This is a genomic window from Vannielia sp. ABF1_015, assembly GCF_056160745.1.
In genome coordinates this window covers 2,439,961-2,463,050 of sequence record NZ_JBSWXT010000001.1, presented here as the reverse complement: position 1 = coordinate 2,463,050, position 23,090 = coordinate 2,439,961, and the positions used below count along the sequence as shown (strand labels likewise).

General features: G+C 65.6%; 24 protein-coding genes and 4 tRNA genes. 7 read left to right on the top strand and 21 right to left on the bottom strand.

All coding sequences use genetic code 11. The annotated features are described in order from the left end of the window. The first annotated feature begins 96 nt into the window (after nt 1-96). Complete coding sequence (locus tag ACXAG6_RS12400; RefSeq protein ID WP_475337885.1) at nt 97-597, top strand: hypothetical protein; 501 nt, start codon at nt 97-99, stop codon at nt 595-597. A 23-nt stretch (nt 598-620) separates the two neighbouring features. On the opposite strand, the gene ACXAG6_RS12395 is transcribed toward ACXAG6_RS12400, so the two are convergent. Next, nucleotides 621-1,760: a pyridoxal phosphate-dependent aminotransferase gene (locus ACXAG6_RS12395; RefSeq protein WP_475337884.1), complete on the bottom strand. Its 1,140-nt coding sequence runs from the start codon at nt 1,758-1,760 to the stop codon at nt 621-623. A 125-nt stretch (nt 1,761-1,885) separates the two neighbouring features. Here ACXAG6_RS12395 and ACXAG6_RS12390 point away from each other — a divergent pair, with 125 nt between their 5' ends. Then, complete coding sequence (locus ACXAG6_RS12390; protein WP_475337882.1) at nt 1,886-2,635, top strand: DsbA family protein; 750 nt, start codon at nt 1,886-1,888, stop codon at nt 2,633-2,635. Between the two features lie 67 nt (nt 2,636-2,702). Here ACXAG6_RS12390 and ispG read toward each other — a convergent pair whose 3' ends face one another. The 3 genes from ispG to hemA all read right to left on the bottom strand — a co-directional run bounded on the left by ispG (nt 2,703) and on the right by hemA (nt 7,057). After that, complete coding sequence (gene ispG / locus ACXAG6_RS12385; RefSeq protein WP_475337881.1) at nt 2,703-3,824, bottom strand: flavodoxin-dependent (E)-4-hydroxy-3-methylbut-2-enyl-diphosphate synthase; 1,122 nt, start codon at nt 3,822-3,824, stop codon at nt 2,703-2,705. A gap of 96 nt (nt 3,825-3,920) precedes the next feature. Further along, a complete protein-coding gene (locus tag ACXAG6_RS12380) occupies nt 3,921-5,624 on the bottom strand; it encodes a helix-turn-helix domain-containing protein (RefSeq protein ID WP_475337879.1) in 1,704 nt (567 codons plus the stop codon). 197 nt (nt 5,625-5,821) lie between these two features. Next, nucleotides 5,822-7,057, bottom strand: coding sequence for a 5-aminolevulinate synthase (gene hemA / locus ACXAG6_RS12375; RefSeq protein WP_475337878.1), 1,236 nt, complete (start codon nt 7,055-7,057; stop codon nt 5,822-5,824). A 217-nt stretch (nt 7,058-7,274) separates the two neighbouring features. Here hemA and ACXAG6_RS12370 point away from each other — a divergent pair, with 217 nt between their 5' ends. Beyond that, nucleotides 7,275-8,654 carry a dipeptidase gene (locus ACXAG6_RS12370; protein ID WP_475337876.1) on the top strand — a complete coding sequence of 460 codons (1,380 nt, stop codon included), beginning with the start codon at nt 7,275-7,277 and terminating at the stop codon, nt 8,652-8,654. Between the two features lie 84 nt (nt 8,655-8,738). Next, nucleotides 8,739-9,608: an alpha/beta fold hydrolase gene (locus ACXAG6_RS12365; protein ID WP_475337874.1), complete on the top strand. Its 870-nt coding sequence runs from the start codon at nt 8,739-8,741 to the stop codon at nt 9,606-9,608. 237 nt (nt 9,609-9,845) lie between these two features. Here the strand turns inward: ACXAG6_RS12365 and ACXAG6_RS12360 are convergent. From ACXAG6_RS12360 to ACXAG6_RS12350, 3 genes are all read right to left on the bottom strand, one after another. Then, nucleotides 9,846-9,922 (bottom strand) — tRNA-Asp (locus ACXAG6_RS12360). A gap of 28 nt (nt 9,923-9,950) precedes the next feature. After that, nucleotides 9,951-10,027 (bottom strand) — tRNA-Asp (locus tag ACXAG6_RS12355). Between the two features lie 64 nt (nt 10,028-10,091). Beyond that, nucleotides 10,092-10,907 carry a hypothetical protein gene (locus ACXAG6_RS12350; RefSeq protein ID WP_475337873.1) on the bottom strand — a complete coding sequence of 272 codons (816 nt, stop codon included), beginning with the start codon at nt 10,905-10,907 and terminating at the stop codon, nt 10,092-10,094. A 283-nt stretch (nt 10,908-11,190) separates the two neighbouring features. Between ACXAG6_RS12350 and ACXAG6_RS12345 the strand changes: the two genes are divergently transcribed. Further along, complete coding sequence (locus ACXAG6_RS12345) at nt 11,191-12,561, top strand: gamma-glutamyl-gamma-aminobutyrate hydrolase family protein (protein WP_475337871.1); 1,371 nt, start codon at nt 11,191-11,193, stop codon at nt 12,559-12,561. Nucleotides 12,562-12,719: 158 nt separating this feature from the next. On the opposite strand, the gene ACXAG6_RS12340 is transcribed toward ACXAG6_RS12345, so the two are convergent. From ACXAG6_RS12340 to ACXAG6_RS12330, 3 genes are all read right to left on the bottom strand, one after another. Beyond that, nucleotides 12,720-12,795 (bottom strand) — tRNA-Val (locus tag ACXAG6_RS12340). A gap of 121 nt (nt 12,796-12,916) precedes the next feature. Further along, nucleotides 12,917-12,991 (bottom strand) — tRNA-Val (locus ACXAG6_RS12335). 12 nt (nt 12,992-13,003) lie between these two features. Further along, nucleotides 13,004-13,258, bottom strand: coding sequence for an HU family DNA-binding protein (locus tag ACXAG6_RS12330; protein ID WP_475337870.1), 255 nt, complete (start codon nt 13,256-13,258; stop codon nt 13,004-13,006). Nucleotide 13,259: 1 nt separating this feature from the next. Here ACXAG6_RS12330 and ACXAG6_RS12325 point away from each other — a divergent pair, with 1 nt between their 5' ends. After that, nucleotides 13,260-13,529, top strand: a complete 270-nt coding sequence (locus ACXAG6_RS12325; protein ID WP_475337868.1) for a hypothetical protein — start codon at nt 13,260-13,262, stop codon at nt 13,527-13,529. 67 nt (nt 13,530-13,596) lie between these two features. Beyond that, complete coding sequence (locus ACXAG6_RS12320; RefSeq protein ID WP_475337867.1) at nt 13,597-14,997, top strand: MFS transporter; 1,401 nt, start codon at nt 13,597-13,599, stop codon at nt 14,995-14,997. On the opposite strand, the gene ACXAG6_RS12315 is transcribed toward ACXAG6_RS12320, so the two are convergent. From ACXAG6_RS12315 to yajC, 11 genes are all read right to left on the bottom strand, one after another. Further along, a complete protein-coding gene (locus tag ACXAG6_RS12315; RefSeq protein WP_475337865.1) occupies nt 14,994-15,539 on the bottom strand; it encodes a DsbE family thiol:disulfide interchange protein in 546 nt (181 codons plus the stop codon). The two genes, ACXAG6_RS12320 and ACXAG6_RS12315, sit on opposite strands and share 4 nt — an antisense overlap. Further along, complete coding sequence (gene ccmD / locus ACXAG6_RS12310) at nt 15,536-15,682, bottom strand: heme exporter protein CcmD (protein ID WP_140014410.1); 147 nt, start codon at nt 15,680-15,682, stop codon at nt 15,536-15,538. The genes ACXAG6_RS12315 and ccmD overlap by 4 nt, the downstream gene beginning before the upstream one ends. Then, nucleotides 15,675-16,430, bottom strand: a complete 756-nt coding sequence (locus tag ACXAG6_RS12305) for a heme ABC transporter permease (protein ID WP_140014411.1) — start codon at nt 16,428-16,430, stop codon at nt 15,675-15,677. The genes ccmD and ACXAG6_RS12305 overlap by 8 nt, the downstream gene beginning before the upstream one ends. Nucleotides 16,431-16,486: 56 nt before the next feature. Further along, nucleotides 16,487-17,143, bottom strand: a complete 657-nt coding sequence (ccmB, locus tag ACXAG6_RS12300) for a heme exporter protein CcmB (protein WP_475337863.1) — start codon at nt 17,141-17,143, stop codon at nt 16,487-16,489. A 115-nt stretch (nt 17,144-17,258) separates the two neighbouring features. Further along, nucleotides 17,259-17,873 (bottom strand): heme ABC exporter ATP-binding protein CcmA, encoded by a 615-nt coding sequence (gene ccmA / locus ACXAG6_RS12295; protein ID WP_475337862.1) that lies wholly within the window; start codon nt 17,871-17,873, stop codon nt 17,259-17,261. Beyond that, a complete protein-coding gene (locus ACXAG6_RS12290) occupies nt 17,870-18,232 on the bottom strand; it encodes an Mth938-like domain-containing protein (protein WP_475337860.1) in 363 nt (120 codons plus the stop codon). Before ACXAG6_RS12290 ends, ccmA begins: the two co-directional genes overlap by 4 nt. A gap of 6 nt (nt 18,233-18,238) precedes the next feature. After that, nucleotides 18,239-18,994, bottom strand: a complete 756-nt coding sequence (locus ACXAG6_RS12285) for a sulfite exporter TauE/SafE family protein (protein ID WP_475337859.1) — start codon at nt 18,992-18,994, stop codon at nt 18,239-18,241. A gap of 48 nt (nt 18,995-19,042) precedes the next feature. Beyond that, nucleotides 19,043-19,792 carry a TSUP family transporter gene (locus ACXAG6_RS12280; protein WP_475337858.1) on the bottom strand — a complete coding sequence of 250 codons (750 nt, stop codon included), beginning with the start codon at nt 19,790-19,792 and terminating at the stop codon, nt 19,043-19,045. Beyond that, complete coding sequence (gene secF / locus ACXAG6_RS12275) at nt 19,785-20,756, bottom strand: protein translocase subunit SecF (RefSeq protein WP_475337856.1); 972 nt, start codon at nt 20,754-20,756, stop codon at nt 19,785-19,787. The genes ACXAG6_RS12280 and secF overlap by 8 nt, the downstream gene beginning before the upstream one ends. A gap of 4 nt (nt 20,757-20,760) precedes the next feature. After that, entirely contained in the window at nt 20,761-22,428 is a 1,668-nt protein-coding gene (gene secD / locus ACXAG6_RS12270; protein WP_475337855.1) for a protein translocase subunit SecD, read from the bottom strand. A 33-nt stretch (nt 22,429-22,461) separates the two neighbouring features. Beyond that, nucleotides 22,462-22,752 carry a preprotein translocase subunit YajC gene (gene yajC / locus ACXAG6_RS12265; protein WP_140014419.1) on the bottom strand — a complete coding sequence of 97 codons (291 nt, stop codon included), beginning with the start codon at nt 22,750-22,752 and terminating at the stop codon, nt 22,462-22,464. Nucleotides 22,753-23,090: the final 338 nt, after the last annotated feature.

Here is a 23,090-nt window from a genome sequence, read left to right as displayed (position 1 = left end):
CCCCCCCCCCCCCCCCCCCCCCCCCCCCCCCCCCCCCCCCCCCCCCCCCCCCCCCCCCCCCCCCCCCCCCCCCCCCCCCCCCCCCCCCTCCGACGCATGACAGGGCTCCCAGACCTCACCCCCGACTGCTCCCGCTGCGCCGCGCTCTGCTGCATGGCGCTTGCCTTCGATGCCGGGGAGGACTTCGCCATCGACAAACCCGCAGGCCTGCCCTGCCCCAAGCTGGAGCGCCACCTCTGCTCCATCTACGAAGACCTTGAAGAAGAGGGCTTTTCCGGCTGCGCCCGCTACACCTGCAACGGCGCGGGCCAGCGGGTGACGCAAGAGGTCTTCGCCGGAAAGAGCTGGCACGATGAGCCGGAGCTCGCAACCCCCATGTCCGAGGCCCTGCGGCAAATGAAGTCGGTGCATGAGGCGCTGGAACTGCTCGCCATGGCCGAAAATCTCGGGCTGGAAGATGATGACGAAGAGGTCCGCGAGGCCCTTCTCACTGCGCTCACACCAGAAGAGGGCTTCACCCCCGAAACCCTCGCCGCCACTGGCGACACCCTAAAACGCGTGCCCGCCTTCCTCGCCACCCTGCGCGACTACATCTAAGGGCAATCTGCCCACCACCACCCCTACATCCCGGGCACACCCTCAACCAACCGCCGCAACCCCTCGGCAATATCCGCCTCGCCCCGCGCATAAGAAAACCGCAGCCACTTCGCCCCGCGCCCGGAGTCAAAATCCAGCCCCGGGGTCACGGCAACCCCTGTCTTTTCAAGGATCTGCTGCGAAAACTTCAAGCTGTCGTCGGTCATCTCCGACACATCCGCATAAACGTAAAACGCCCCATCCGGCGGCGCGAAACGGGTAAAGCCGGCCTTCGGCAACCCCTCCAGCATCGCCGCCCGGTTGCGGGCATAAACCGCCCGGTTTCCCTCCAGCTCCTCCTCGCAATCCAGCGCCGCCAAGGCCGCCACCTGCGCCACATGCGGCGGGCAGATAAACATGTTCTGCGCCAGCCGCTCATAGGTGCGGATGTCGGCCTCCGGCACCACCATCCAGCCCACCCGCCAGCCGGTCATCGAGAAGTATTTGCTGAACGAGTTGATCACCACGACATCATCGGTGATCTCCAGCGCGCTCACCGCCCGGTCGCCATAATGCAGCCCGTGGTAAATCTCGTCGCTCACGACCGAGGCCCCAACCTCCCCGGCCCGCTCCAGCAACGCCCCAAGCGCCGCACGGTCCAGAATGGTCCCCGTCGGGTTCCCCGGCGAGGCCAGGATGAACCCCGCAAGCCCCTCCGGCACATCTTCCGGCGCAGGCTGCATCCGCGTCGCCAACCGCGCCTCAATCTCCACCGGCTGCAAGCTCAACGCCCTCAAAATCTGCCGGTAACTCGGATACCCCGGCGTCCCCAGCCCCACCTTCTCGCCCGCATCGAACAGCGCCGTAAACGCCAGCAGAAACGCCCCCGAAGAGCCCGTCGTCACGATCACCCGCTCCGGGTTCAGCTCCACGCCATACCAACGCTTGTAAAGCGCCGCGATCCCGGCCCGCAGCTCCGGCAGCCCCAGCGCCACCGTGTAGCCCATCGGCCCGGCCTCCAGCGCTGCGGCCACCGCCGCCCGCGCGCCCGCGGGCGCTGGCGTGCCCGGCTGGCCCACCTCCATGTGGATCACCGAGCGCCCGGCCGCCTCTGCCGCCCGCGCCGCCTCCATCACGTCCATCACGATGAAGGGATCAACCTCGCTTCGTCTTGAAACCCGCATGCGCCTCTCCTTAACCTGCTGCCACCACTATCAAGCGGCGCCCTGCCGTCAATGCCGCGCCAGCTTGCGGCACAGCCCTAACCGTGCCACACCCGCGCACGACCGCTATCCAAAGGACGACGCCCATGTTCCGCGCCCCCCTTCTCGCCGCAACCCTCGCCCTCGCGGCACTTCCCGCCGCCGCCTTCGACGCCTCCGCCATGACAGACGCCGAGCGCGAGGCCTTCCGCGCCGAGATCCGCGCCTACCTGCTCGACAACCCCGAGGTGCTGATGGAGGCCATCGGCGTGCTCGAAGAGCGGCAGGCCGCCGAGCAGGCGCAGGGCGATGTCGCCCTCGTGGCAAACCACGCCGACGCCCTGTTCAACGACGCCAACTCCTATGTCGGCGGCAATCCCGAGGGCGATATCACCATCGTCGAATTCATGGATTATCGCTGCGGCTACTGCAAAAAGGCCTTCCCCGAGGTCGAAAGCCTGATCGAGGCCGATGGCAACATCCGCTTCATCGTCAAGGAATTCCCCATTCTCGGCGAGCAATCCGTTGTCGCCTCCCGCTTTGCCATCGCCACGCTCCAGCAGATCGGCCCCGAGGCCTACAAGGCTGTACATGACGGGATGATGGAACTGCGCGGCGACTACACCGAAACCACTCTGAGCGCGCTTGCCAAAGACGCTGGCTTCGATCCTGCCCCCGTGCTGGCCGCGATGGAGAGCGACGAGGTCAGCGCCGTCATCGCCGAAAACCACGCCCTCGCCCAAGCCATGCAAATCACCGGCACGCCCACCTTCGTGCTGCAAGACCAAATGCTGCGCGGCTACGTCCCGCTACAAGCCATGATGGGCCTCGTGGCAGAGGCACGCGGCGCCAAGTAGGGTGGGCAATCTGCCCACCATGCGCTGAAGCTATCGCAGCGGCGGGCACCCCGCCCGCCCTGCCGCGCTACTCTGCAGCCTCCGCCTTCGCCTCGATCTCCGCAGCCTTGGCCTCAACTTGCTCCACGATCTTCTCAACCATCTCGTCGTTGCTGATCTTGTGGTCCTGCTTCCCGGCCAGATACACCATCCCGTGCCCCGCACCGCCGCCGGTAAACCCCACATCGGTCAACAGCGCCTCGCCGGGGCCATTCACCACGCAGCCGATGATGCTCAGGCTCATCGGCGTCTTGATGTGCTCAAGCCGTTTCTCCAGCGCCTCCACCGTCTTGATCACGTCAAACCCCTGCCGCGCGCAGCTCGGGCAGCTGATGATGTTGACACCCCGATGCCGCAGACCCAGCGATTTCAAAATCTCATAGCCCACCTTCACCTCCTCCACCGGATCGGCCGAGAGGCTCACGCGGATCGTGTCGCCAATCCCCATCCACAGCAGGTTGCCGAGGCCAATCGCGCTCTTGATCGTGCCGCTGGTCAGCCCACCGGCCTCGGTGATGCCAAGGTGAATCGGCGCATCCGTGGCATCAGCCAACTGCTGGTAGGCCGCCGCGCTGAGGAACACGTCCGAGGCCTTGCAACTGATCTTGAACTCATGAAAGTCGTTGTCCTGCAACAGCTTGATATGGTCGAGCCCACTCTCAACCATCGCTTCCGGGCAGGGCTCGCGATACTTCTCCAGCAGGTGCTTTTCGAGGCTCCCGGCATTCACCCCGATCCGGATCGAGCAGCCGTGGTCCTTGGCCGCCCGCACAACCTCCTTCACCCGCGCCGAATCCCCGATGTTGCCGGGGTTGATCCGCAGGCAAGCCGCGCCCGCCTCGGCGCTCTCCAGCGCCCGCTTGTAGTGAAAGTGGATGTCCGCGACGATCGGCACCGGGCTTTCGCGCACGATCTCCTTCAGCGCCGTCGAGCTGGCCTCGTCAGGCACCGAAACCCGCACAATGTCGGCCCCGGCCTCGGCGCATCGCAACACCTGTTCGATGGTCGCCTTAGCGTCCGTCGTGGCGGTGTTGGTCATGGTCTGCACCGAAATCGGCGCACCGCCGCCCACCGGCACGTTGCCCACCATCACCTGCCGGCTCTCTCGCCGGTAGATGCTCCGCCACGGGCGCACTTCGTTGATCGACATGAAACCTCCGGCAACTGCTCGCGTCACGCCGAGAGATAGGCCGCGCCTGCCCTGCCGACAATGCGAGATTTCAGCGCGGGGGCTCTGCTGGCGCGGTTATTCCGAAACCAGCAGCCCGTTCTCGGCAACCATCACGCTTTGCAGCGCCGGATCGCGGCTGAGGTCGGCCACGGCAAGGCTTTCGGTCGCACCCTCTGCGCTGAGCGCGAAGTTCGAAACCACCTCACCCCGGCTGCCAATCGGCCCATAGGCCTGGCCCCCGGCAACCACATAGATCGAGCCCGCATCCCCCGTGCGCAGCGTTGCCGCAACCTCGGCTTGCGGCAGGCTGTAGCGGTCGCCCGGCTGCATGATGCGCTCATAGATGGTGCTGCCGTCAGCGGCCCGCACCCGCACCCAGCTCGGGCGCACGGCCACAAGCTCCACCAGCGGCTGGCCATCAGCCGTCACCTTCGGCGCGCCAGCCACGATCGCCTCGGCGGCGGCGCGCAGCTCTTCGTAATTTTCCGGCGCATTCAAAGGCTTCTGCGGCGCTTCTGCCAGCACACGAGCCAGCGCCCCATCCGATCCGGCGTCAGCCACGGTAAAGCTGTCACGCAACGCGTCGCGGCGCAGTTCCAGCCCCGAAACCACATTGCCCCGCGCACCAGCCGGGCCATATGTTTTGCCGTCCATCGCAAAGTAGACGGCCCCCGCCGCGCCCGTGCGCAGCACCGCCACATCATCGCCCTCAGGCACAATCCAGCGTTCGCCAGCGTTCAGGGTCTTCTCGAACAGGATGTTGCCCTCAGCGTCCTGCACCCTCACCCAGGCCGGAGCGGTGGCAACCAGTTCCAGCACATCGGCGCTCTCCACCACGGTGCCGTCATCGCGGCGCACCTCGCTGGTGCCAGCCACAAGCTCTGCGCCCCGCCCGGCTCCTAGCCCTGCACCGGGCGCCAAGGCCCCCTGCGTGGCTGGGTCCAGCGCGGCAATCGGGCCATCGCGCGGGGTCATCACCGGCGTATCAAGCGCCTGCGGGCGATAGAGCCGGTCCAGCGCATCCGGGGTCGCGGCATCCACGCCAGCATATTCGGGCGCAGCGCTTTCAGGCATGGAGGGCGCAGCCAGCGGGTCCAGATCGGCCACAACACCGGGCGCCTCATCTACCGGGGCCACCGACACGCGCTGCACCTGCTGCAACACGGCCCAGCCGCCATAGCCCACCGCACCAATCAGCGCGAGCAGCACCAGCGACGAGCCAATCGCACCGGGCTCTATGCGCGAAAGCAGGCTGTCGCCACGCGGGGTGAAGGTTACATTCGGCTCGGCAAACGGGTCTCTCGCACCGGCCACCCGGGTCAGCGGGCGTGCTTTGGGCTTGCCAGCCCCATTGGGGCCGCCCCCCTTGAGCCGCGTCAGCATCCCGCCAAGCGCGCCCTCGGCGGCGGCGGTTGCCTCCTTGGAAACCTTGCTTACCTCGCCCTTGCGCCCGTTCTGCTCCAACCCGGACAGGGTGGCAAAATCGGCTTCGCGGCAGAAGGTTTCAAAGGCCCACTCCGGGTCCAGCGCCAGATAGCGGGCGTAAGAGCGCACATAACCGGCAATGAAACCGGGGGTCTCAAAGGCACTCGGGTCGGAGTTCTCGATTGCGGCAATGTATGTGGCCTTGATCTTCAGCTCACGCTGCACGTCCAACAGGCTCTTGCCCATGGTCGCTCGCTCGCCGCGCATGATATCGCCGAGCCTCAGATCGAAATCATCAAAACCCTTCGGCGGCGCTTCCTCCGCATCCGGCTTTGGCGTCCTGCGCCTAATCATGTGGCCTGCCCCGTGCGCATTTCCATATGTATCCCCAAGACCTATGGCGATTCGTGCGCTACACGCCAAGATCACGTACAGATTACCATGATGCTAACAGTGATGCACTTGCAGATGCGCCTACAGGAGGCTTCTTGCCGATGAGTAAAGGCCCACCGGCCAGAAACTCTGCAAATGTCTTAAAACTTAAGCGTCACTCAGGCGGAGAGCTCCTGCCGGTTCAGCTCACAGTGGTTCCAGAGCCCGTCCATCGCCTTCACCAGCCCGTCGATCATCTTGGGCCCATGCACCGGCGAGGGAGTAAACCGCAGCCGCTCCGTGCCGCGCGGCACGGTCGGATAGTTGATCGGCTGCACGTAAACCCCGTAGTCCTCCAGCAGCATATCCGAGATCATCTTGGTATGCTTCGGGTCGCCCACGATCACCGGCACAATATGGCTGCCGTGATCGATGATCGGCAGGCCAAGCGCCTTTAGGCGGGTCTTCAGAATGCGCGCATTGGTCTGGTGCTGCTCGCGGATCGTGCTGTCGCTCTTCAAATGCGCCACCGAGGCCGCAGCCCCCGCAGCTACCACCGGCGGCAAGCTGGTGGTAAAGATGAATCCCGGCGCGTAAGACCTTACCGCATCACAGATTTTCTCGCTGGCGGCGATGTAGCCACCATGCACGCCAAAGGCCTTGCCCAGCGTGCCGTTGATCATGTCGAGCCGGTCCATCAGCCCGTCCCGCTCCGCCACGCCACCGCCGCGCGGGCCATACATGCCCACCGCGTGCACCTCATCGAGATAGGTCAGCGCGCCAAACTCGTCGGCCAGATCGCAGATCTCCTTGATCGGGCCAAAGTCGCCGTCCATCGAATAGATCGACTCAAAGGCAATCAGCTTCGGCGTCGCCGGATCGTCCGCCGCCAGCAGCTCCCGCAGATGCTCCACATCATTGTGCCGGAAAATCCGCTTGGCCCCACCGTTGCGGCGAATGCCCTCGATCATGCTCGCGTGGTTCAACTCGTCGGAATAGATGATGAGCCCCGGCAGCAGCTTGGGCAGCGTGCTCAGCGTGGCGTCATTGGCAATATAGGCCGAGGTAAACAGCAGCGCCGCTTCCTTGCCGTGCAGGTCGGCCAGCTCCGCCTCGAGCCGCTTGTGATAAACCGTAGTGCCAGAAATGTTGCGCGTCCCGCCCGAGCCTGCGCCCGTGGCCTCCAGCGCCTCATGCATCGCCTCAAGCACCACCGGGTGCTGGCCCATGCCCAAGTAGTCGTTGCCGCACCACACCGTGATCTCCTGCTCGGAGCCATCCGGCTTCATCCAGACCGCATGCGGAAAGTGCCCCTTGCGGCGCTCGATGTCGATAAAGGTCCGGTAACGGCCTTCTTCGTGCAGCTTTTCCAGCGCGGTATCAATGCTTTGCAGGCTATCCGCCTTGGAGCTCATAGGGCATGTCACGGGGCGCGTCCTCTTCTTGTCCGCTCTGCGTGTCTGAAGTTATTAACAGAGCGATGTTCCTACGGGAACACATACCTCCTGCGGTATTTTGGCACTTTGATCCAGATCACGTGAATTTCACGGCCCATGCACGCTTCTGCGTGAATTGCCCCCGCTGGACACCCGCCCAGCCAGTGCTACCCTCCGCCGAAACCAAGGAGGCCCAATGTCTGTCGATCCCGTCCTCGCCCGTATCGATTCGTCCCTGCCCGACGCGCTCGAGCGCCTGATGGAGCTGCTCCGCATCCCCTCCATCTCTACCGATCCCGCCTATAAGGCCGACTGCGCCCGCGCCGCCGACTGGCTGGTGGAAGACCTCAAATCGCTCGGCTTCGAGGCCTCCGCCCGTGAAACACCGGGCCACCCCATGGTCGTCGCCCACGGCGGCCCGGATGAAGGCCCCCACCTCCTATTCTACGGCCACTATGATGTGCAGCCCGTCGACCCGCTCGACCTCTGGCACCGCGACCCCTTCGACCCAGAAGTGCAAGACACGCCCAAGGGCCGCGTCATCCGTGCCCGCGGCGCCTCCGATGACAAAGGCCAGCTGATGACCTTCGTCGAAGCTCTCCGCGCCTGGGTCGCCGAGCACGGGGCACTCCCCTGCAAGCTCACCATTTTCTTTGAAGGCGAGGAGGAGTCCGGCTCCCCCTCCCTCATCCCCTTCATGAAGGAGCACGCCGAAGAGCTGCGGGCCGACATCGCCCTGATCTGCGACACAGGCCTGTTTGCCGATACCGTGCCCGCCATCATCACCCAGCTGCGCGGCCTTCTGGGCGAAGAACTCACCATCACCGGCCCCAGCAAAGACCTGCATTCCGGCATGTATGGCGGCGCCGCGATGAACCCGATCCGCGTGCTCACAAAAATCCTCGCCTCGCTGCACGACGACGAAGGCCGCATCACCGTGCCCGGCTTCTACGATGGCGTCCCCGAGATCGGCGACAACCTGAAGAAAAGCTGGGAAGCCCTCGGTTTCGATGAAAAATCTTTCCTTGGAGACGTAGGCCTCTCCGAACTCGCAGGCGAAAAGGGCCGCATGGCGCTGGAGCAGCTCTGGTCCCGCCCCACCTGCGAGATCAACGGAATCACCGGTGGCTACACCGGCGACGGCTTCAAAACCGTCCTGCCCTCCAAAGCCTCCGCCAAGGTCAGCTTCCGCCTCGTCGGCGAGCAAGACCCACTGGCCATCCGCGAGAACTTCCGCAAGATGGTCCAGGATATGCTGCCGCCCGATTGCGAGGTCGAGTTTCACCCCCACGGCGCCGGCCCCGCTGGCCACATGAACACCAGCCACGCCGCCTTCGAGCCCGCCCGCCAAGCCCTCACCGAAGAAAATGGCCGCGAAGCCGCCTATGTTGGCTGCGGCGGCTCGATCCCTATCGCGGGTTACTTCAAGAGCATCCTCGACATGGACGCCATGCTCATCGGTTTCGGCAAAGACGACGATGCGATCCACTCCCCCAACGAAAAATACGACGTGGAGAGTTTCCACAAAGGCACCCGAAGCTGGGCCCGCATCCTCGCGGCTCTTACCAACGGCTGATCCCACCCACCGTCACCCTCGGGCTTGACCCGAGGGTCTCCCTCCGCAAGAGATCCTCGGGTCAAGCCCGAGGATGACAGCACCATGACCTTCACCGCCCACGCAGCCGATATCGACGGCCTCTCCATCGCCTACGAAACCGGCGGTGCCCCCACAGGCCTCCCCCTCCTCTTCCTGCACGGCTTCCCGCAAACCCGCGCCATGTGGCACCCCATCGCGCCCGCCTTCGCCGACAACCACCCCATCGTGCTGGCCGACCTCCCCGGCTACGGCGCCTCCGCCAAGCCGCAAGACCTCGCCCCCTATTCCTTCCGCGAAATGGCGCGCCGCCTCACCGACCTCATGTCCCACCTCGGCCACGCACGGTTCGCCGTCATCTCCCATGATCGCGGCGCACGCGTCACCCACCGCATGGCGCTAGACCACCCCGACCGCCTCGCCGCCGTCACCCTGATGGACATCGTCCCAACCCACACCCTCCTCACCGACCTCCAGCTCAAGGTGGCCCAAAGCTACTACCACTGGTTCTTCCTCGCCCAGCCGGAGCCCTTCCCCGAATCCCTCATTGCCCCCGACCCGAACGCCTATTACGAATCCTGCCTCCTCGGCTGGGGCGCCGCCAAACTCACCGATTTCCACGAAAGCCAACTCGCCGCCTACCGCGCCGCATGGGCCAATCCCGAAACCCGCCGCGCCATGTGCAACGACTACCGCAGCACCCTCACCCTCGACCTCGCCGACGACGACGCCGATCTCGGCGCCCGCATCCAATGCCCCGCGCAAATCCTCTACGGTGCCTCGGGTGCCATGGCCAAGCTCTACGACGTCCCCGAAACATGGGCCCCCAAAACCACCACCATGACCCACGCCGCCCTCCCCGGCGGCCACTTCTTCCCCGACACCGCCCCCGAAGAAACCACCAGCGCCATCAAGACCTTCCTCGAAACCCTCTGAACACCCGCCCGCGCCATTAACCCTAATCGCCATTAAGGTTAACGCGCGCCCGCTAGCACACCCTGCTCATTTTCTTGCTCTAGATATCTCCGGGGGGTGTGGGGGGCTGGCCCCCCACAGGACCGCGCAGTGACGGGGGGCTGCCCCTCAAACAGAAGACTGCGGGCTCAAACCGATGCCCGAACAGCCGAACGCCCGCCATAAAGCGAGACACTGCAGAAAATCGAGATAGGAAAGTGGCGCGGTTGACGGGGCTCGAACCCGCGACCTCCGGCGTGACAGGCCGGCACTCTAACCAGCTGAGCTACAACCGCGCATGGGCCTGAAAAGGCAAATACAGCGTGGCGCGGTTGACGGGGCTCGAACCCGCGACCTCCGGCGTGACAGGCCGGCACTCTAACCAACTGAGCTACAACCGCGCAGCGCTGTAGGGGGCCTTCTAAGCGGGCGGCAAAGCCTCGTCAAGCGGCCAATCGCGCCCAATTAGTATTTGAACGTTCTGGTCTCTTCGAGGTCCGAAACCATCAGTTCCTCCACCTTCGCGAGCTTGTCGATCAGATAGGTCAGATTGCCCGCGCTCACATCATGGGTGGCCGTGGTCGTCACCTCCTGCCCTTCCACTTCGTTGCGCACCCGAGTTTCCAGCACCAGCAGCTGTGCCTTGGTGTAAATCACCTTCATCACATCCCATGCCGCATCGCCCGAAAAGCCCAGCACCGGCGCACCGGGAGCCGATTCTGCCTCTGGCCTCAGCGGCCAGCGCTGCCCCGTCTCCGGCAGCAGCAGCTCCATCTCCATCTGCATGCGCCCGGCCTCCACATCAGCACCCACCATCTCCCAAAGCGCGGCATTCACCACACCATCGGCGGGAAAGGCCATCACCCGAATCCCGGTAAATTGCAGCGCGTCGTCAAAAAAGCGCACCAGAAACAGCCCCTTGCCCGCCGCCAGATCGACCCGGCACACATAGCCGCCACCGCTCCGCCGCGCGCAATCGGCCACCGGGCGGGCCGCGCCCTCCTCGCTCTTGAACTTCAAAAAATAGGTAATGCGCCCCTCGGTATAGGTCACATGTTCCTGCGTCTCGCTCCCACCCGGCAAAAACTCGGCCCAGTATTGCGCCACCTTCCCGTCCCGCAGGCCGCGCACGCATTGCACCTCACCGCCAAAGGCACCGGGCCAGGCCTCCAGCCGATGCACCACATCCGCCGCGGCCCCCTCCGCCGCGCCCTCGAGGTAAATCGGCGCATCACAGGGCGGGCTCTCCTGAGCAGCCACCGGCCCGGCCAAAAGCGCCATGCCACAGACCAATACAAACGGTCTGACCATCCTGTCCCTCGCTGAAATCACTCAACTATTGGGGCAGAAGGCTAAGCGACGCAGGGGCAAGCTGTCTAGCCAGCAGCGGGCAATCGCAGGGGTTGCGAGCGAGGGCCGCCCCACAATCTGAGGCTTTGACAAAGCCGCCTTCCGTAGGGTTAACTACACCCGCACCCTCTCCGCTGGCCCAATTTTGCCTGTCCCACCACCTGCCCGCGCCGAGACGGTCCGCCAGCACCGCAGCCACAGGGAGGGCACCACCATGCCGGGCAACATCAACATCGGCGTCACATGGCGCCGCGACGGCCGCAACATGGCCCACCGCGGCGATCTCGCGGTTTTCGACCATATCGCCCTGCGGCGCGACATCGAAACCTTCACCCTTGCCTGGGACGAGGCCGACACCGCCGATGACGTGCGCCTCGGCGAGTTGGCCAACATGCACCTGCTGGTGGTGCCCGGCGGCCCCCACGCCAATGACACCCAAATCCCCACCGTCAAAACCAACGGAAGGGGCCGCCCCGTCGTCCAGGCAAAAGACAATGTGGCCAAGGGCAACGCCGCGGCCTATGCAAGCCAGCGCGCACAGTCCGAACTCGACCTGATCGAGCAGGCCCGCGTCCTCGGCATGCCCATCCTCGCGCTCTGCGGGGGCTCTTGGCGGCTGGTCGAAAACTACGGCGGCACCACCATCGAGCTGGCCGCCCTCGGGCGCGACGGCAAGATCATGCGGGAAGGCAGCACCAACGCCAACCGCACCCGCCACGCAGGGCCGATGAACCGGGTGGATACCGAGTTCAAACACCCGCTGGACACCCGCCCGGGCAGCCTGCTCGAAGATGCCACAGGCCGCACCAAGGCCCGCGCCGCGCTGGAGGAGGGAGATCGGATGCCCACGATGCACGCCAATTCGGTGCATTGGGCCGCCGTGCGCACCCGAACGATGGGCACCCGCCCGGGCATGGCCGAGCAGCCCTATGAGGTTGTCCCCAACAACATGCTCCAGATGAGCGCCCGCGATCCGAGCGCGCTTCAAACCAGCGAAGCCGTCGAAAGCGTCCACGGCGCGCCGGTCATCGGCGCCCAATGGCACCCGGAATATCAACTGCCCACCGGCGCGGATGATGAAGAGCACCCAACCTCCCGCGCCGCCAACCTCCGGCTGATCCAGTATATGATCGAGGCGGCAGCCGCCTATAAGGTCCACCGCGAAACCGTCGAGCTTCTGATCAAGCGCCACAAGCGCAAGACGCCAAACGGCAACGCTTCCGCCGTCCGCTGGCGCGGTGCGCCCGTTCACACCAGCGCCACCCCTGGCCGTCCCGCACGCCCCGCCAGCATCCCGAGGCACAAGGAAGACACCGAAAACCCGGCGTGGAAGTCACGCTCCGAACGCCTCGTCAGAGCCTACCTGTACAACCTCGGTCGAAAGGAAAACCTCTTCCTCACCCCCGACGAAATGCTCAACCTCTCCCTCGGCGCCCCGCTCCCCGCCTTCCGCCCCAAAACCGAGCGCTACGGCGCCCCAATCGCCACATTCCTCGCCACAAACGCCTGGGCGGGCAAATATCTGAAGGCCCAAGACAAAGAAACAGTGCTGACCAAATGGCCCACCCAGCCCCCCGGGGAGTAACCCAAGTGCACCGCGTGGCCTTTACCTGAGCTTTTAATGGAGAGATTGGCGAGGCATGACGAGCTTGATCTCCCGACCCAGTGTGCCGCCTAAGCGGCATGCGTCGGTCGGGCGACGTGCCGCGCACGCCGGTCCAGCCTGAACTCTTCGGAGGGAGGTGGTGGGTCGTGAGAGGCTCGAACTCCCGACATCTTCGGTGTAAACGAAGCGCTCTACCAACTGAGCTAACGACCCATTGCGCAGCGGATTACACCGCCACGGCCCTGCCCCGCAAGCCCTAGATGAGCCCGGCCCCAAATTGGGCCCTGTGGCAGAGAAAAGCCCCGGGCATTCTTCACGCCCGAGGCCCTCAAACTGGTGGGTGATAAGAGATTTGAACTCCTGACATCTTCGATGTGAACGAAGCGCTCTACCACTGAGCTAATCACCCGTGGGGGGCGATTTAGCCGTTGTCGTCGCTCTCCGCAAGAGGCTTCTGGGCAGTTTTTCGGCGCAGCTTCAGCATCACCATCTCGCCGTTGGGCACGTCCTTGCGCTTGTGAATCATCAGCTTGCCCAGCTCCGGAAGCTGCAGGTTGGAGCCTTCCCCGATGATCCGGTTCACCTCTTGCAGCGTGGCCTCCACCACGGGCTTCACATCCTTGCGCTTCAGGCCCGTCGCCTCGACGACCCGCGCAACCAGCTCCACCTTCTTCACGATGCCTTCCGCCACAACCGGCTCGGCGGGGGTAACAACGGTGATTTCCGGCTTCGGGGCGGGCTCCACCAGTTTCACCGCGGGCGGCGTGGCCTTGGCTGCGGCCTTGCTGGCCGCCGCAGTCGATTTGCTGGCGCTGCTGCTCTTGCTGCGGCTCCGGCTGGTCGCGGTGGATTTTCTGGTCGATGTGCTCTTGCTGCTTCCGGTGGTCTTGCGGGTTCCGGCCATCTTCGCCTCTCTTGTTATGCTGCTGCTCTTGCGCCCAACCTAACAGGCTGTCGATGTCGTGCAATCGCCCTCTTGACCTCAACCATAGTTGAGAGCGCAGATTGCCCCACATGAGCACGCAAACCCCCTCCCTCCTCGCCGCCGGCACCCGTGGCCCGGTGTTGGCCATCTCCGCCGGAATCGGCATGCACGCCTTCAACGACATGGCCATCACCGCCTCCGTCCCCGTGGCGATGGAGGCGCTCTCCGCGCTGCCGATGCTGCCGCTGGTCTACGCGATGTTCTTCATCGGCGTGGTCGCAGGCGGCGTCACCTCGGCCGAGATCCGGGCACGGCTCGGCGCGCGGGCTACGGCGCTCGGCGCGGCGGCCTGCTTTCTGGCCGGAACGGCGCTCACCGCCCTTGCCTGGAGCGGGCCGGCCTTCGTGCTTGGGCGGGCCTTGCAGGGGGTCTCCGATGGGGTGATCGCCGCCCTCTGCTATTCACTGATCCCCCAACTCTTCGCTGCTACCATCGTTGCCCGCGTCTTCGCAGTAGAGGCCACAGTCTGGGCGCTCGCGGCAGCGCTCGGCCCGCTGACGGGCGGCTATGCCACCGAGCACCTCGGCTGGCCCATCGCCATGCTCACCGGCCTGCCACTGGCGCTCACCTTTCTTGCGGCGGCCTCCCTGATCTTGCCGGACCGGGCCGCCGATAGCTTCGTCATCAAGCGCCGCTCACCCTTGCGTCCCGTCGCCCTCTGCCTTGCCGGGGCCGCCGTGCTCGCGCTCCCCTCTGCCCTGCCCGCCTCGCCCGCTGCCGCGCTTGGCCTGCCCGCCGGCCTCGCGCTCATCGCCGCCGCCCTCGTCATCGACCGTCGCCCGCGGCGCCGGGCCGGAACGCGCTTCTTCCCGTCCGAGGCCTTCACCCTCTCGCCCATTGGCGCAGGCACCTGGCTGGTGTTCCTGATGCCGGTGGCGCAAAGCGTCTCGTCGATCTTCACCGCCCTCTGCACCCGCGCCATCTTCGGCCTCTCCACCGTTCTGACCGGCTGGGTGGTTGTAACAATGGCGCTCAACTGGAGCCTCTGGGCCATGGTCGCAGGCCGCCTGCCCGCCCACCACCGCCAAGCCGCCCTGCGCTTTGCCCCTGCGCTGCAGGTGGCGGGTGCGGCCTGCGTTGGTGCGGGCTTCGTCACCGCCACCCTGCCGCTGGTCCTGCTCGGCCAATCGCTCTCGGGCGCCGCTTTCGGCTTTTCATGGGGCCCCGCCAACCAGCTCATCATGGAGGCCGCCCCCGAGGCCGAGCGCGCCCGCACCGCCTCTTTCATGCCCACGGTGCAAACCCTCGGCTATGCCACCGGCGCAGGTCTCTTCGGATGGATCGCGGCTGTCAGCGGCCTTGTCCCGGCACTCGAAAGCGGCGCAACCACCACGCCCCTCACCGCGCTCTGGGGCACCGCCGTGCTGCTGGCCCTCGCAGCGCTGATGGCCGCCCGCAGGCTCTATGCCCGCAGCCCACTACCCGCCTAGTCGGCCAGATCCACCTCTATCCCCGCCGCCGCCAGTGCCGGGCCGAGATCGCGCGCATAGGTCGAGCTTGTCACCGGCCCCGCCACCCGCGCGAGGATCTTGCCCTCCCCGTCGATCAAAAAGGTCTCCGGCACACCATAGGCGCCCCATGCAAAGCCGCTGCGCCCCTCAACATCCGCACCGATGGCGGCATAGGGGTTGCCCAGCTCGGCCAGAAAATCAGCGGCCTTCTCCGGGTCATCCTTGAAGTTGATCCCGTAAATCGGCACGCCCGCCTCGGCGAGCTTCACAAGGTTCGGGTGCTCCACCCGGCACGGCGCGCACCAGCTGGCCCAAAAGTTCACCAGCTTCACCCCCTCGCTCTCAAGCATCTCGCGGGTAAACACCGGCTCGCCTCCCAAGGGCTCCAGCTTCAGCTCCGGCGCGGTGCGGCCAATGAAGGTCGAGGGCAGCTCATTCTGCCCCTCGCGCCCGTTGCCCCACCAAAAGGCCAGCCCGATCAGAAGGATCACCCCGAAGGGCACAAAATAAAGCGGTTTCATTTCCGGCTCTCTTCCATCTGCCGCAGCCGCGCACGCACCTTCGCCCCCCGCCTGATGGTAACAACGAGCAACCCCACCAAAATGGCGATCGAGCCAGCATAGGCGATCAGCACCTCAGCCGCATATTTCCCCAACTCAGGCATCTGCCATCCGCGCCCGCGCCTCCAGCGCCTTGATCCGCCGGGCGCGAATTTCGGTGCGGGTGCCCATCAGCACCAGCGCCAGAAACAGCAGGAAAAACCCCGCCATCGAAACGAAGAGCGGCAGCGCATAGACGTTGCTCACCTTCTCCTCCGTGTCGCTGCCCGTCACCGCGCCCGCCCGCAGCACCGAAGCGCCCTGATGCAGGCCCTGATTCCAGAAGTTCACCGCATAGCGGCTCAGGATCGCAAAGACCGAGCCAACAAGGCAAAGCACCGAGGTGAGGTCGGCCGCCGTATCAGGGTCGTCAATCGCCGCCCAAAGCGCCATGTAACCGAGGTAGAACAAGAACAGGATCAAAAAGGACGTCAGCCGCGGATCCCACGCCCACCATGTCCCCCACATCGGCTGGCCCCAAACCGCACCTGTGAACAGCGCAATCAACGTCATCGCCACGCCCACCGGGGCCGCCGCCTTCGCCGCCAGCGCGCTCACATGATGGCGGCGGACGACCCAGATCAGCGAGGCCACCAGCATCATCGCCCATGCGTTGATCGCCATCATCGCGGCAGGCACATGGATGAAGATGATCTTCACCGTCGCGCCCTGCTTGTAGTCCTCCGGGGTCGCAAAGAACCCCCAGCCAAGCCCAACCAGCGTGACCACTGCAGCCAACACGGCGCAGGCGGGCAGAATCCGCCCGCTCGTCGCCATGAATTTCACCGGATTTGCATATTCCCAAATCGACATGCCGCGCACCCTAGGCTCCGCCTTGGTCAGGCTCAATACACATACCCCGGAGCCCCTCAGCGCAGGTTGATACGTATTGCCGCAGCCGCCGCAAAAGGCAGCAGCGCCACTGCGGCCGCCGTCAGCCCGCCCAGCAGCGCCAGCGGCGTGCCCACGGCCAGCCCGTCAACGCCCCGCCGCGCCACCTCGGCCCCAAAGATCAGCACCGGCACGTAAAGCGGCAGCACAATCAGGCTCAACAGCAAACCGCCCCGCTTCAGCCCCACGGTCAGTGCCGCACCAAAGCAGCCGATGACAGAAAGCGCGGGCGTCCCCACCGCCAGCGACACCGTCAGCCACAAAAACCCCGGCCCCGGCAGGTGCAGCAGCACCCCCAGCACCGGCGCGGCCAGCACCAGCGGCAGCCCCGTGGTCAGCCAATGCGCCAGCGCTTTCACCGACACCGCACCTTCCATCGGCACCGGCGCAGTCGCCAGCAGTTCCAGCGAGCCATCCTCGTAATCCAGCGCAAAGATCCGGTCGAGCGAGAGCAAACAGGCCAGCAAGGCCCCGATCCACAGCACCCCCGCCGCGATCTCCCCCAGCACCTCCGGCTGAGGCCCCACGGCAAAGGGCACCAGCGTGACGACGATCAGGAAGAAGGCCAAGGCCAGCCCAAAGCCGCCCCCGGCCCGCACCGCCAGCCGCAAATCCCTGACCAGCAAAGCTCTCACCGCCCCGCTCCATTTTCTTGCTGAAAATACTCAATCCCGCGCCCGGCCCCGTCCACTACGGCTGCGGTGCCTGCCCCCGCGAAGACGCCTCGAAGGGCGGATGAGCCCGCCCCGCTCACAGGAATGCCTCGTCAAACCCGCCCGGGGCGGCCCGCTCCACAGCCTTGAACGCGCCCAGCTCCAACACCCGCGCCTCCTCCAGCCCCAGCGAAATATGCGTCGCAATCACCGCCGCGCCGCCCGCCGCCACATGGTCCCGCACCACGCCCGCGAACAGCTCTACGGAGGCCGTATCGAGCGAAACCGTCGGCTCGTCCAGCAGCCACAGGCTGCGCCGGGTCACCAAGAGCCGCGCCAGCCCCAGCCGCCGCTTCTGCCCGGCGCTCAGGCTCCCGGCCATCCGCTCCGCAAGGCCCGCAAGGTTCATCCGCTCAAGCGCATCGCCCAGCCCCTGTCCGTGCAACTCCGCCCAAAAGCTCAGGTTCTCGCGCACGCTCAGCGTTGCCTTCAGCCCGTCCGCATGGGCGGCATAGCCCGCGCCCTCGCTCTCCACCCGGCCCTCCAGCGGCTCCGCCAGCCCGGCCAGCACCCGCAGCAGGCTCGTCTTGCCCACCCCGTTCGGCCCGCGCAGCACCAGCACCTCGCCGGGTGACACTTCAAACGTCAGCCCCTCCAGCACCGGCACCCCGCCGCGTGACACGGCCAAGCCCTCTGCGGCCAATAGGCTCAAACGCCGCCCACCGGAATCAGCGCCGCCGCCACCCGGCGGCCTTCGCTCAGCAGCACGTTGTAGCTGCGTGCCGCCGTGGGCGAGGCCATCACATCCAGCCCCTGCCCGGTCAGTTCCACCGCCTCGCGCAGCGCGCGCGGCACCGGGGCAATCTCGCCGCCCATGCCCAGAAACAGCACATCCACGCGCCCGGCCATCTCCACCAGCGCCGCCGCATCGTCCAGCCCGGCCCAGTCGTGCAACCCGCCCGGGCCAATCAGCACCGGCCCCTGCACCACCTGCCCGCCAACACGCCAAAATCCGGGCCCGTAGCCCTCCACCGGCATCTCGCCTCTGAACTCAACTTCATGTATCCGCATGTGCCCTTAATCTCCAAAGATCGGCAGCCCCGCAAGGGCAGAGGCGATGAAGACGGCAAAGGCCACCGCGCGATAAAGCCGCGCCTTCTCCGGATCAAACAGCGCCTGCCCCGCAAGATTGCCCACCACATAGGCCGGGATCAGAAATATCCCAAGCGCAAGCCCGCCGCCCTCCAGCACGCCCCGGATGGCAAAGACCACCCCCAGCATCGCCACGAAAAGCAGCATGAACAGCAGCGTCGTCGCCCGCACCCGCTCGGGCCGGTATTGCCCGCCCAGATAGGCCAGCACCACCGGAGGCCCCGGCATGCCGACAAAGCCACCCAAAAAGCCCGAGGCCGCGCCAACGCCCGCCAACCCCTTCGGGCCAAGCTCAATATGGTGCCGCCAGCCTGAAATGAGCAGCGCCACCAGCGCCAGTGACAGGCCCGAAACGCCCCAGCGAAATACCGCAGGGTCCGAGGCCGTCAGCGCAAAGGTGCCCAAGGGCAGCGTCACCGCGCAGCCCAGCAGCATCCACCCCAGATCACGCCCCCGCACATCGCGGATCGCCCGCGGCAACACCGGGGCGGAGCCCGCCACATCCACCGAGATAACAGCCGCCAGCACCCAGAGCGGCGGCAGAAAGAGCGAGGCCAGCGGAATAAAGACCATCCCCGTGCCAAACCCCGCAAAGCCGCGCACCAGCCCGGCCAGCCCGATGATCGCCATCAGCCACCAGAAGCCCTCGGTGGCCCAAGCCTGCTGAAACGCCTCAATCATCCCGTAGGGTGGGCAATCTGCCCACCACCCAATCCGCTTCCATCTCTCTCACCATACCGGCAGACTCATCGCCACTGCCAAGCCAATCAGCCCATAGGCCACCCGCCGATAAAGCCGCTCCATCTCGGGCCGAAACAGCGCCTGCCCGCACAACGCGCCCAGTGCATAGACCGGCACCACCAGCAGAGCGAGCCACAGCGCTTCCCCCCGGATTAACCCCTGCAGCCAAAGCATCGGTAGCAGCAACATCGAGAGCAGCGTCAGGAAAGAGATCGTCGAGGCCCGCACCTCCACCGCGCTGCCCTGCCCGGAAAGCTTGAACAAGATCATCACCGGCCCGGTCAGCCCCGTCGCCCCGCCAAGCGCCCCCGAGGCCGCGCCCACGCCGATCAACGCGCGCGGCGTGTCGGATGTCTTGCGCCGCCAACCCGCCACCAGCGCAGCCAGTGTCAGCGCCGCCACCCCGCAGATGCCCCAACGCATCACATCCGGGTCCGCCACCTTCAGCAGCCACACGCCGAGCGGCAAGCCAATCAGCGATGCGACCAGCAGCAGCCCGGTGTCCCGCGTGTCGGCCAGCTTCAGCGCGCGCGGCAAAACCGTCACCACGCTGGCCAGCCCCATGCAGGCCTCCAGCGTCACCGCCTCTACCGGGCCAACCCGTGCGGCGGCCACCGGCATGAAGATCAGCGCCGCGCCAAAGCCCGCAAATCCATAGGCCAGACCCGCCGCCCCCGCTGCCGCCAGCACCCAGACAAGCCCGGGCACCGCCAAAGCAGCGGCAAGCGCCTCAGGCATCCGATGTAGAAAACTGCGTGCCCCCCGGCCCGTCGCTCGGCTTGCTCCAATCGCGCTTGGTGCCCAGCATCAGCACCACGTTCTTGGCCACGTAGACCGAAGAATAGGTGCCCACGACCACGCCCCAAGTGATGGCAAAAACAAAGCCCCGGATCACGTCTCCACCCAGCACCAGCAGCGCAATCAGCGCAATCAGCGTGGTGCCAGAGGTCATCACCGTCCGGCTCAGCGTCTCGTTGACAGATAGGTTCATCACGTCCTGCAAAGCCATCTTCTTGTACTTGATCAGATTCTCCCGAACCCGGTCGAAGATCACCACGGTGTCGTTGATCGAATAGCCCACAATCGTCAGCAGCGCCGCGATCGTGGCCAGATCAAACCGGATCTGCAGCACCGCAAAGAGGCCAATGGTCAGCAGCACGTCATGGAACAGCGCCACCACCGCGCCAAGGCTGAACTGCCACTCGAACCGCAGCCAGATGTACACCATGATCGCCCCAAGCGCGGCCAGCACCGCCAGCACCGCACTCTGCACCAACTCGCCACTCACCTTGGGGCCAACGCTCTCCACCGAAGTGAACTTGATGCTCTCGTCCAGCCCCTTCAGCGCCGCCTCGACATTGGCCACCATCTCATTGCCCGCGCTCTCTTCGCCCTCTTGGGCCTGAATGCGCAGCATGGCCACGTGCTGATCGGCGTCGAAAGTCGGGTCAAACACCTCGCTGATCGCCACATCCCCCAGCTCCAGCGGGGCCAGCGCATCGCGGTAGGCGGCCACATCCACCTCCTGCGTGCTCTCGGTGCGGATCGTGGTGCCGCCCCGGAAGTCGATGCCAAAGTTCAGCCCCATGGCAAACCACGCCACCAGCGAAAGCACCATCAGCACCATCGAGGCCCCAAAGGTGACCTTCCGGGCGCGGAAGAAGTTGATGTTGGTTTCCTGCGGTACAAGTCTCAAGCGCATCGGTTCACACCTCGATCGTCTTGGGCCGCGCCCGTTCAAACCACGTCACAATGAGTAGACGGGTCACATAGATCGCCGTGAACACCGAGGTGATGATCCCCAGCGCCAGCGTAACCGAAAAGCCCCGCACCGGGCCGGAGCCGAGCACAAAGAGGATCGCCGCCGTGATGAAGGTGGTGATATTGGCGTCGATAATCGCACTCAGCGCCTTCTCATAGCCCAGCGAAATCGCCCGGCTCGGCCCCTTGGCCGTTTTCAACTCCTCGCGGATACGCTCGAACACCAGCACATTGGCGTCCACCGCCATCCCGATGGTCAGCACGATCCCGGCAATACCGGGCAAGGTCAGCGTCGCGCCGATGGTGCTGAGCAGGCCAAAGATCAGGCCCACGTTGATGAGCAGCGCGATATTGGCGAAAATCCCGAACAGCCCATAGCTGAGCGCCATGAACACGAGCACTGCGGCGAAAGCCACCAGACAGGCAATCGCACCCGCGCGGATGCTGTCCGCCCCAAGCTCGGGACCAATCGTGCGCTCCTGCAAAAAGTCCATGCCCGCCGGCAGAGCCCCCGCGCGGAGCAGCACCGCAAGGTCACTGCTCTCCTGCACCGAGAAGTTGCCCGAGATAATGCCGGTGCCACCCGGAATATGCTGGCGGATGACGGGGGCGCTGATCACCTCGCCGTCCAGCACAATGGCAAAGGGGCTGCCCACGTTCTCGGCGGTGTAATCGCCAAACTTGCGCGCCCCACTGGCGTTGAAGCGGAAGTTCACCGCAGGCTGGCCGTTCTGGTCAAAGTCCGGCTGCGCGTCCACCAACTCCTCGCCACTCACCACCGGGCTTTCTTCCAGCACGTAGTAAACGCCCTCTTCTGAGGGGTCGGCACTCGGCAGGGTGATGGTGCGGCCCGAGGCATCGGCATCGGGGCTGGAAACACGCTGCACCACCGGATGGAAGGTCAGCTTCGCGGTGGTGCCGATCAGGTCTTTCAACTCCTGCGCCGAGCCGATCCCCGGCACCTGAATGATGATCCGGTCGCTGCCCTGGCGCTGAATGGTCGGCTCACGGGTGCCCACTTCGTCCACCCGGCGGCGGATGATCTCAAGGCTCTGCTGCACCGTCCGCTGATCGCTCAGCTCGCGCTCGGCCTCGCTGAGCTGCACCACCAGCACGTCGCCATTGGCGCTCACCTCAATATCGGTCGCCCCCGGATAGGAGAGCGACACAACCTGCCGCGCCAGCCCGCGCACCGTCTCCATGGCAGAGGCCATCTGGTCGGCGTTCTGAATGCGAACCTGCAACTGGTCTTCCGGCCCCTCGACGCGCCGGATGGTGCCAATCGTGGCACGCTCATCGCGCAGCGCATCGCGCACCTCCGGCCACATCGCCGTCATCCGCTCGGCATAAACCTCTTCCACCCGCACCCGGCCCAGCAAATGCGCGCCGCCCCGCAGGTCGAGCCCGAGGTTGACGAGGTTGTTGGGCAGCAATCCCGGCCATTTGGCGGCATCCGCCTCCAGCTCGGGCGTGGCGCCCGTGGCCTCGATGGCCGCCACCGCGTCATTGTGGCTCTCCACACGCGAGTAAAAGGCGTTGGGCATTGCCGCCAGCAGCCCTGCGGCCACCAGCAGCCAGATCACAAGCCGGTTGAAAAAGGTTATCTGAAGCATTGCGCCCCCGCCGAGAGTTGTCTGCGGCCTGCCTTACGATTTCGCGTCGGCAGCCGGTTCGGTCTTGTTGAGCACCTGTGCCACGGTCGCCTTGACGACGCGCACCTTCACGCCCTCGGCGATCTCGACTTCAACCTCGTTGTCGTCGCGCACCTTGGTCACCTTGCCGACGATCCCGCCCTGGGTGATCACCTGATCGCCCCGGCGCAGCGCCGACACCATCGCCTGATGGTCCTTCAGCTTCTTCTGCTGCGGACGGATGAGCAAAAAGTACATGATCCCGAAGATCAGGATCAGCGGCACGAGCGATTGAATGCCCTGCATGGAGGCTCCTTGTTGTTCTTGTCCCGGCCCCCGCAGCCGCGGCGAGCGTTTCGGCGCGCACCCTATGGCCCGGTCTGGGGCGATGCAAGCGCGTGCGGTGGCAGATAAGGACGATTTGCCCGGAACGCCAGAGGCGGCGGTGAAACTGTCGCGGCCTCGCACCTCGCCGGTTCCACCGACAGGCCGACAGTTGCGTGCACCACGGTAAATGCCGACCGGGCGTTCCAAGCAGGTGAAGTTGCAGCAGGCAAGAATCCTTCACCCCGCAGGTCGATCTGAATCGCGCATCGCGGTTCCTGATCGTTTCATCCCTCCGCCAAGGGTGTTAGCGTGAATGT

Coding starts and splice junctions, on each gene's coding strand:
- ACXAG6_RS12400 (WP_475337885.1), top strand. CDS start 97: ATGACAGGGCTCCCAGACCTCACCCCCGACTGCTCCCGCTGCGCCGCG.
- ACXAG6_RS12395 (WP_475337884.1), bottom strand. CDS start 1,760: ATGCGGGTTTCAAGACGAAGCGAGGTTGATCCCTTCATCGTGATGGAC.
- ACXAG6_RS12390 (WP_475337882.1), top strand. CDS start 1,886: ATGTTCCGCGCCCCCCTTCTCGCCGCAACCCTCGCCCTCGCGGCACTT.
- ispG (WP_475337881.1), bottom strand. CDS start 3,824: ATGTCGATCAACGAAGTGCGCCCGTGGCGGAGCATCTACCGGCGAGAG.
- ACXAG6_RS12380 (WP_475337879.1), bottom strand. CDS start 5,624: ATGATTAGGCGCAGGACGCCAAAGCCGGATGCGGAGGAAGCGCCGCCG.
- hemA (WP_475337878.1), bottom strand. CDS start 7,057: ATGAGCTCCAAGGCGGATAGCCTGCAAAGCATTGATACCGCGCTGGAA.
- ACXAG6_RS12370 (WP_475337876.1), top strand. CDS start 7,275: ATGTCTGTCGATCCCGTCCTCGCCCGTATCGATTCGTCCCTGCCCGAC.
- ACXAG6_RS12365 (WP_475337874.1), top strand. CDS start 8,739: ATGACCTTCACCGCCCACGCAGCCGATATCGACGGCCTCTCCATCGCC.
- ACXAG6_RS12350 (WP_475337873.1), bottom strand. CDS start 10,907: ATGGCGCTTTTGGCCGGGCCGGTGGCTGCTCAGGAGAGCCCGCCCTGT.
- ACXAG6_RS12345 (WP_475337871.1), top strand. CDS start 11,191: ATGCCGGGCAACATCAACATCGGCGTCACATGGCGCCGCGACGGCCGC.
- ACXAG6_RS12325 (WP_475337868.1), top strand. CDS start 13,260: ATGCCTTCCGCCACAACCGGCTCGGCGGGGGTAACAACGGTGATTTCC.
- ACXAG6_RS12320 (WP_475337867.1), top strand. CDS start 13,597: ATGAGCACGCAAACCCCCTCCCTCCTCGCCGCCGGCACCCGTGGCCCG.
- ACXAG6_RS12315 (WP_475337865.1), bottom strand. CDS start 15,539: ATGAAACCGCTTTATTTTGTGCCCTTCGGGGTGATCCTTCTGATCGGG.
- ccmD (WP_140014410.1), bottom strand. CDS start 15,682: ATGCCTGAGTTGGGGAAATATGCGGCTGAGGTGCTGATCGCCTATGCT.
- ACXAG6_RS12305 (WP_140014411.1), bottom strand. CDS start 16,430: ATGTCGATTTGGGAATATGCAAATCCGGTGAAATTCATGGCGACGAGC.
- ACXAG6_RS12290 (WP_475337860.1), bottom strand. CDS start 18,232: ATGCGGATACATGAAGTTGAGTTCAGAGGCGAGATGCCGGTGGAGGGC.
- ACXAG6_RS12285 (WP_475337859.1), bottom strand. CDS start 18,994: ATGATTGAGGCGTTTCAGCAGGCTTGGGCCACCGAGGGCTTCTGGTGG.
- ACXAG6_RS12280 (WP_475337858.1), bottom strand. CDS start 19,792: ATGCCTGAGGCGCTTGCCGCTGCTTTGGCGGTGCCCGGGCTTGTCTGG.
- secF (WP_475337856.1), bottom strand. CDS start 20,756: ATGCGCTTGAGACTTGTACCGCAGGAAACCAACATCAACTTCTTCCGC.
- secD (WP_475337855.1), bottom strand. CDS start 22,428: ATGCTTCAGATAACCTTTTTCAACCGGCTTGTGATCTGGCTGCTGGTG.
- yajC (WP_140014419.1), bottom strand. CDS start 22,752: ATGCAGGGCATTCAATCGCTCGTGCCGCTGATCCTGATCTTCGGGATC.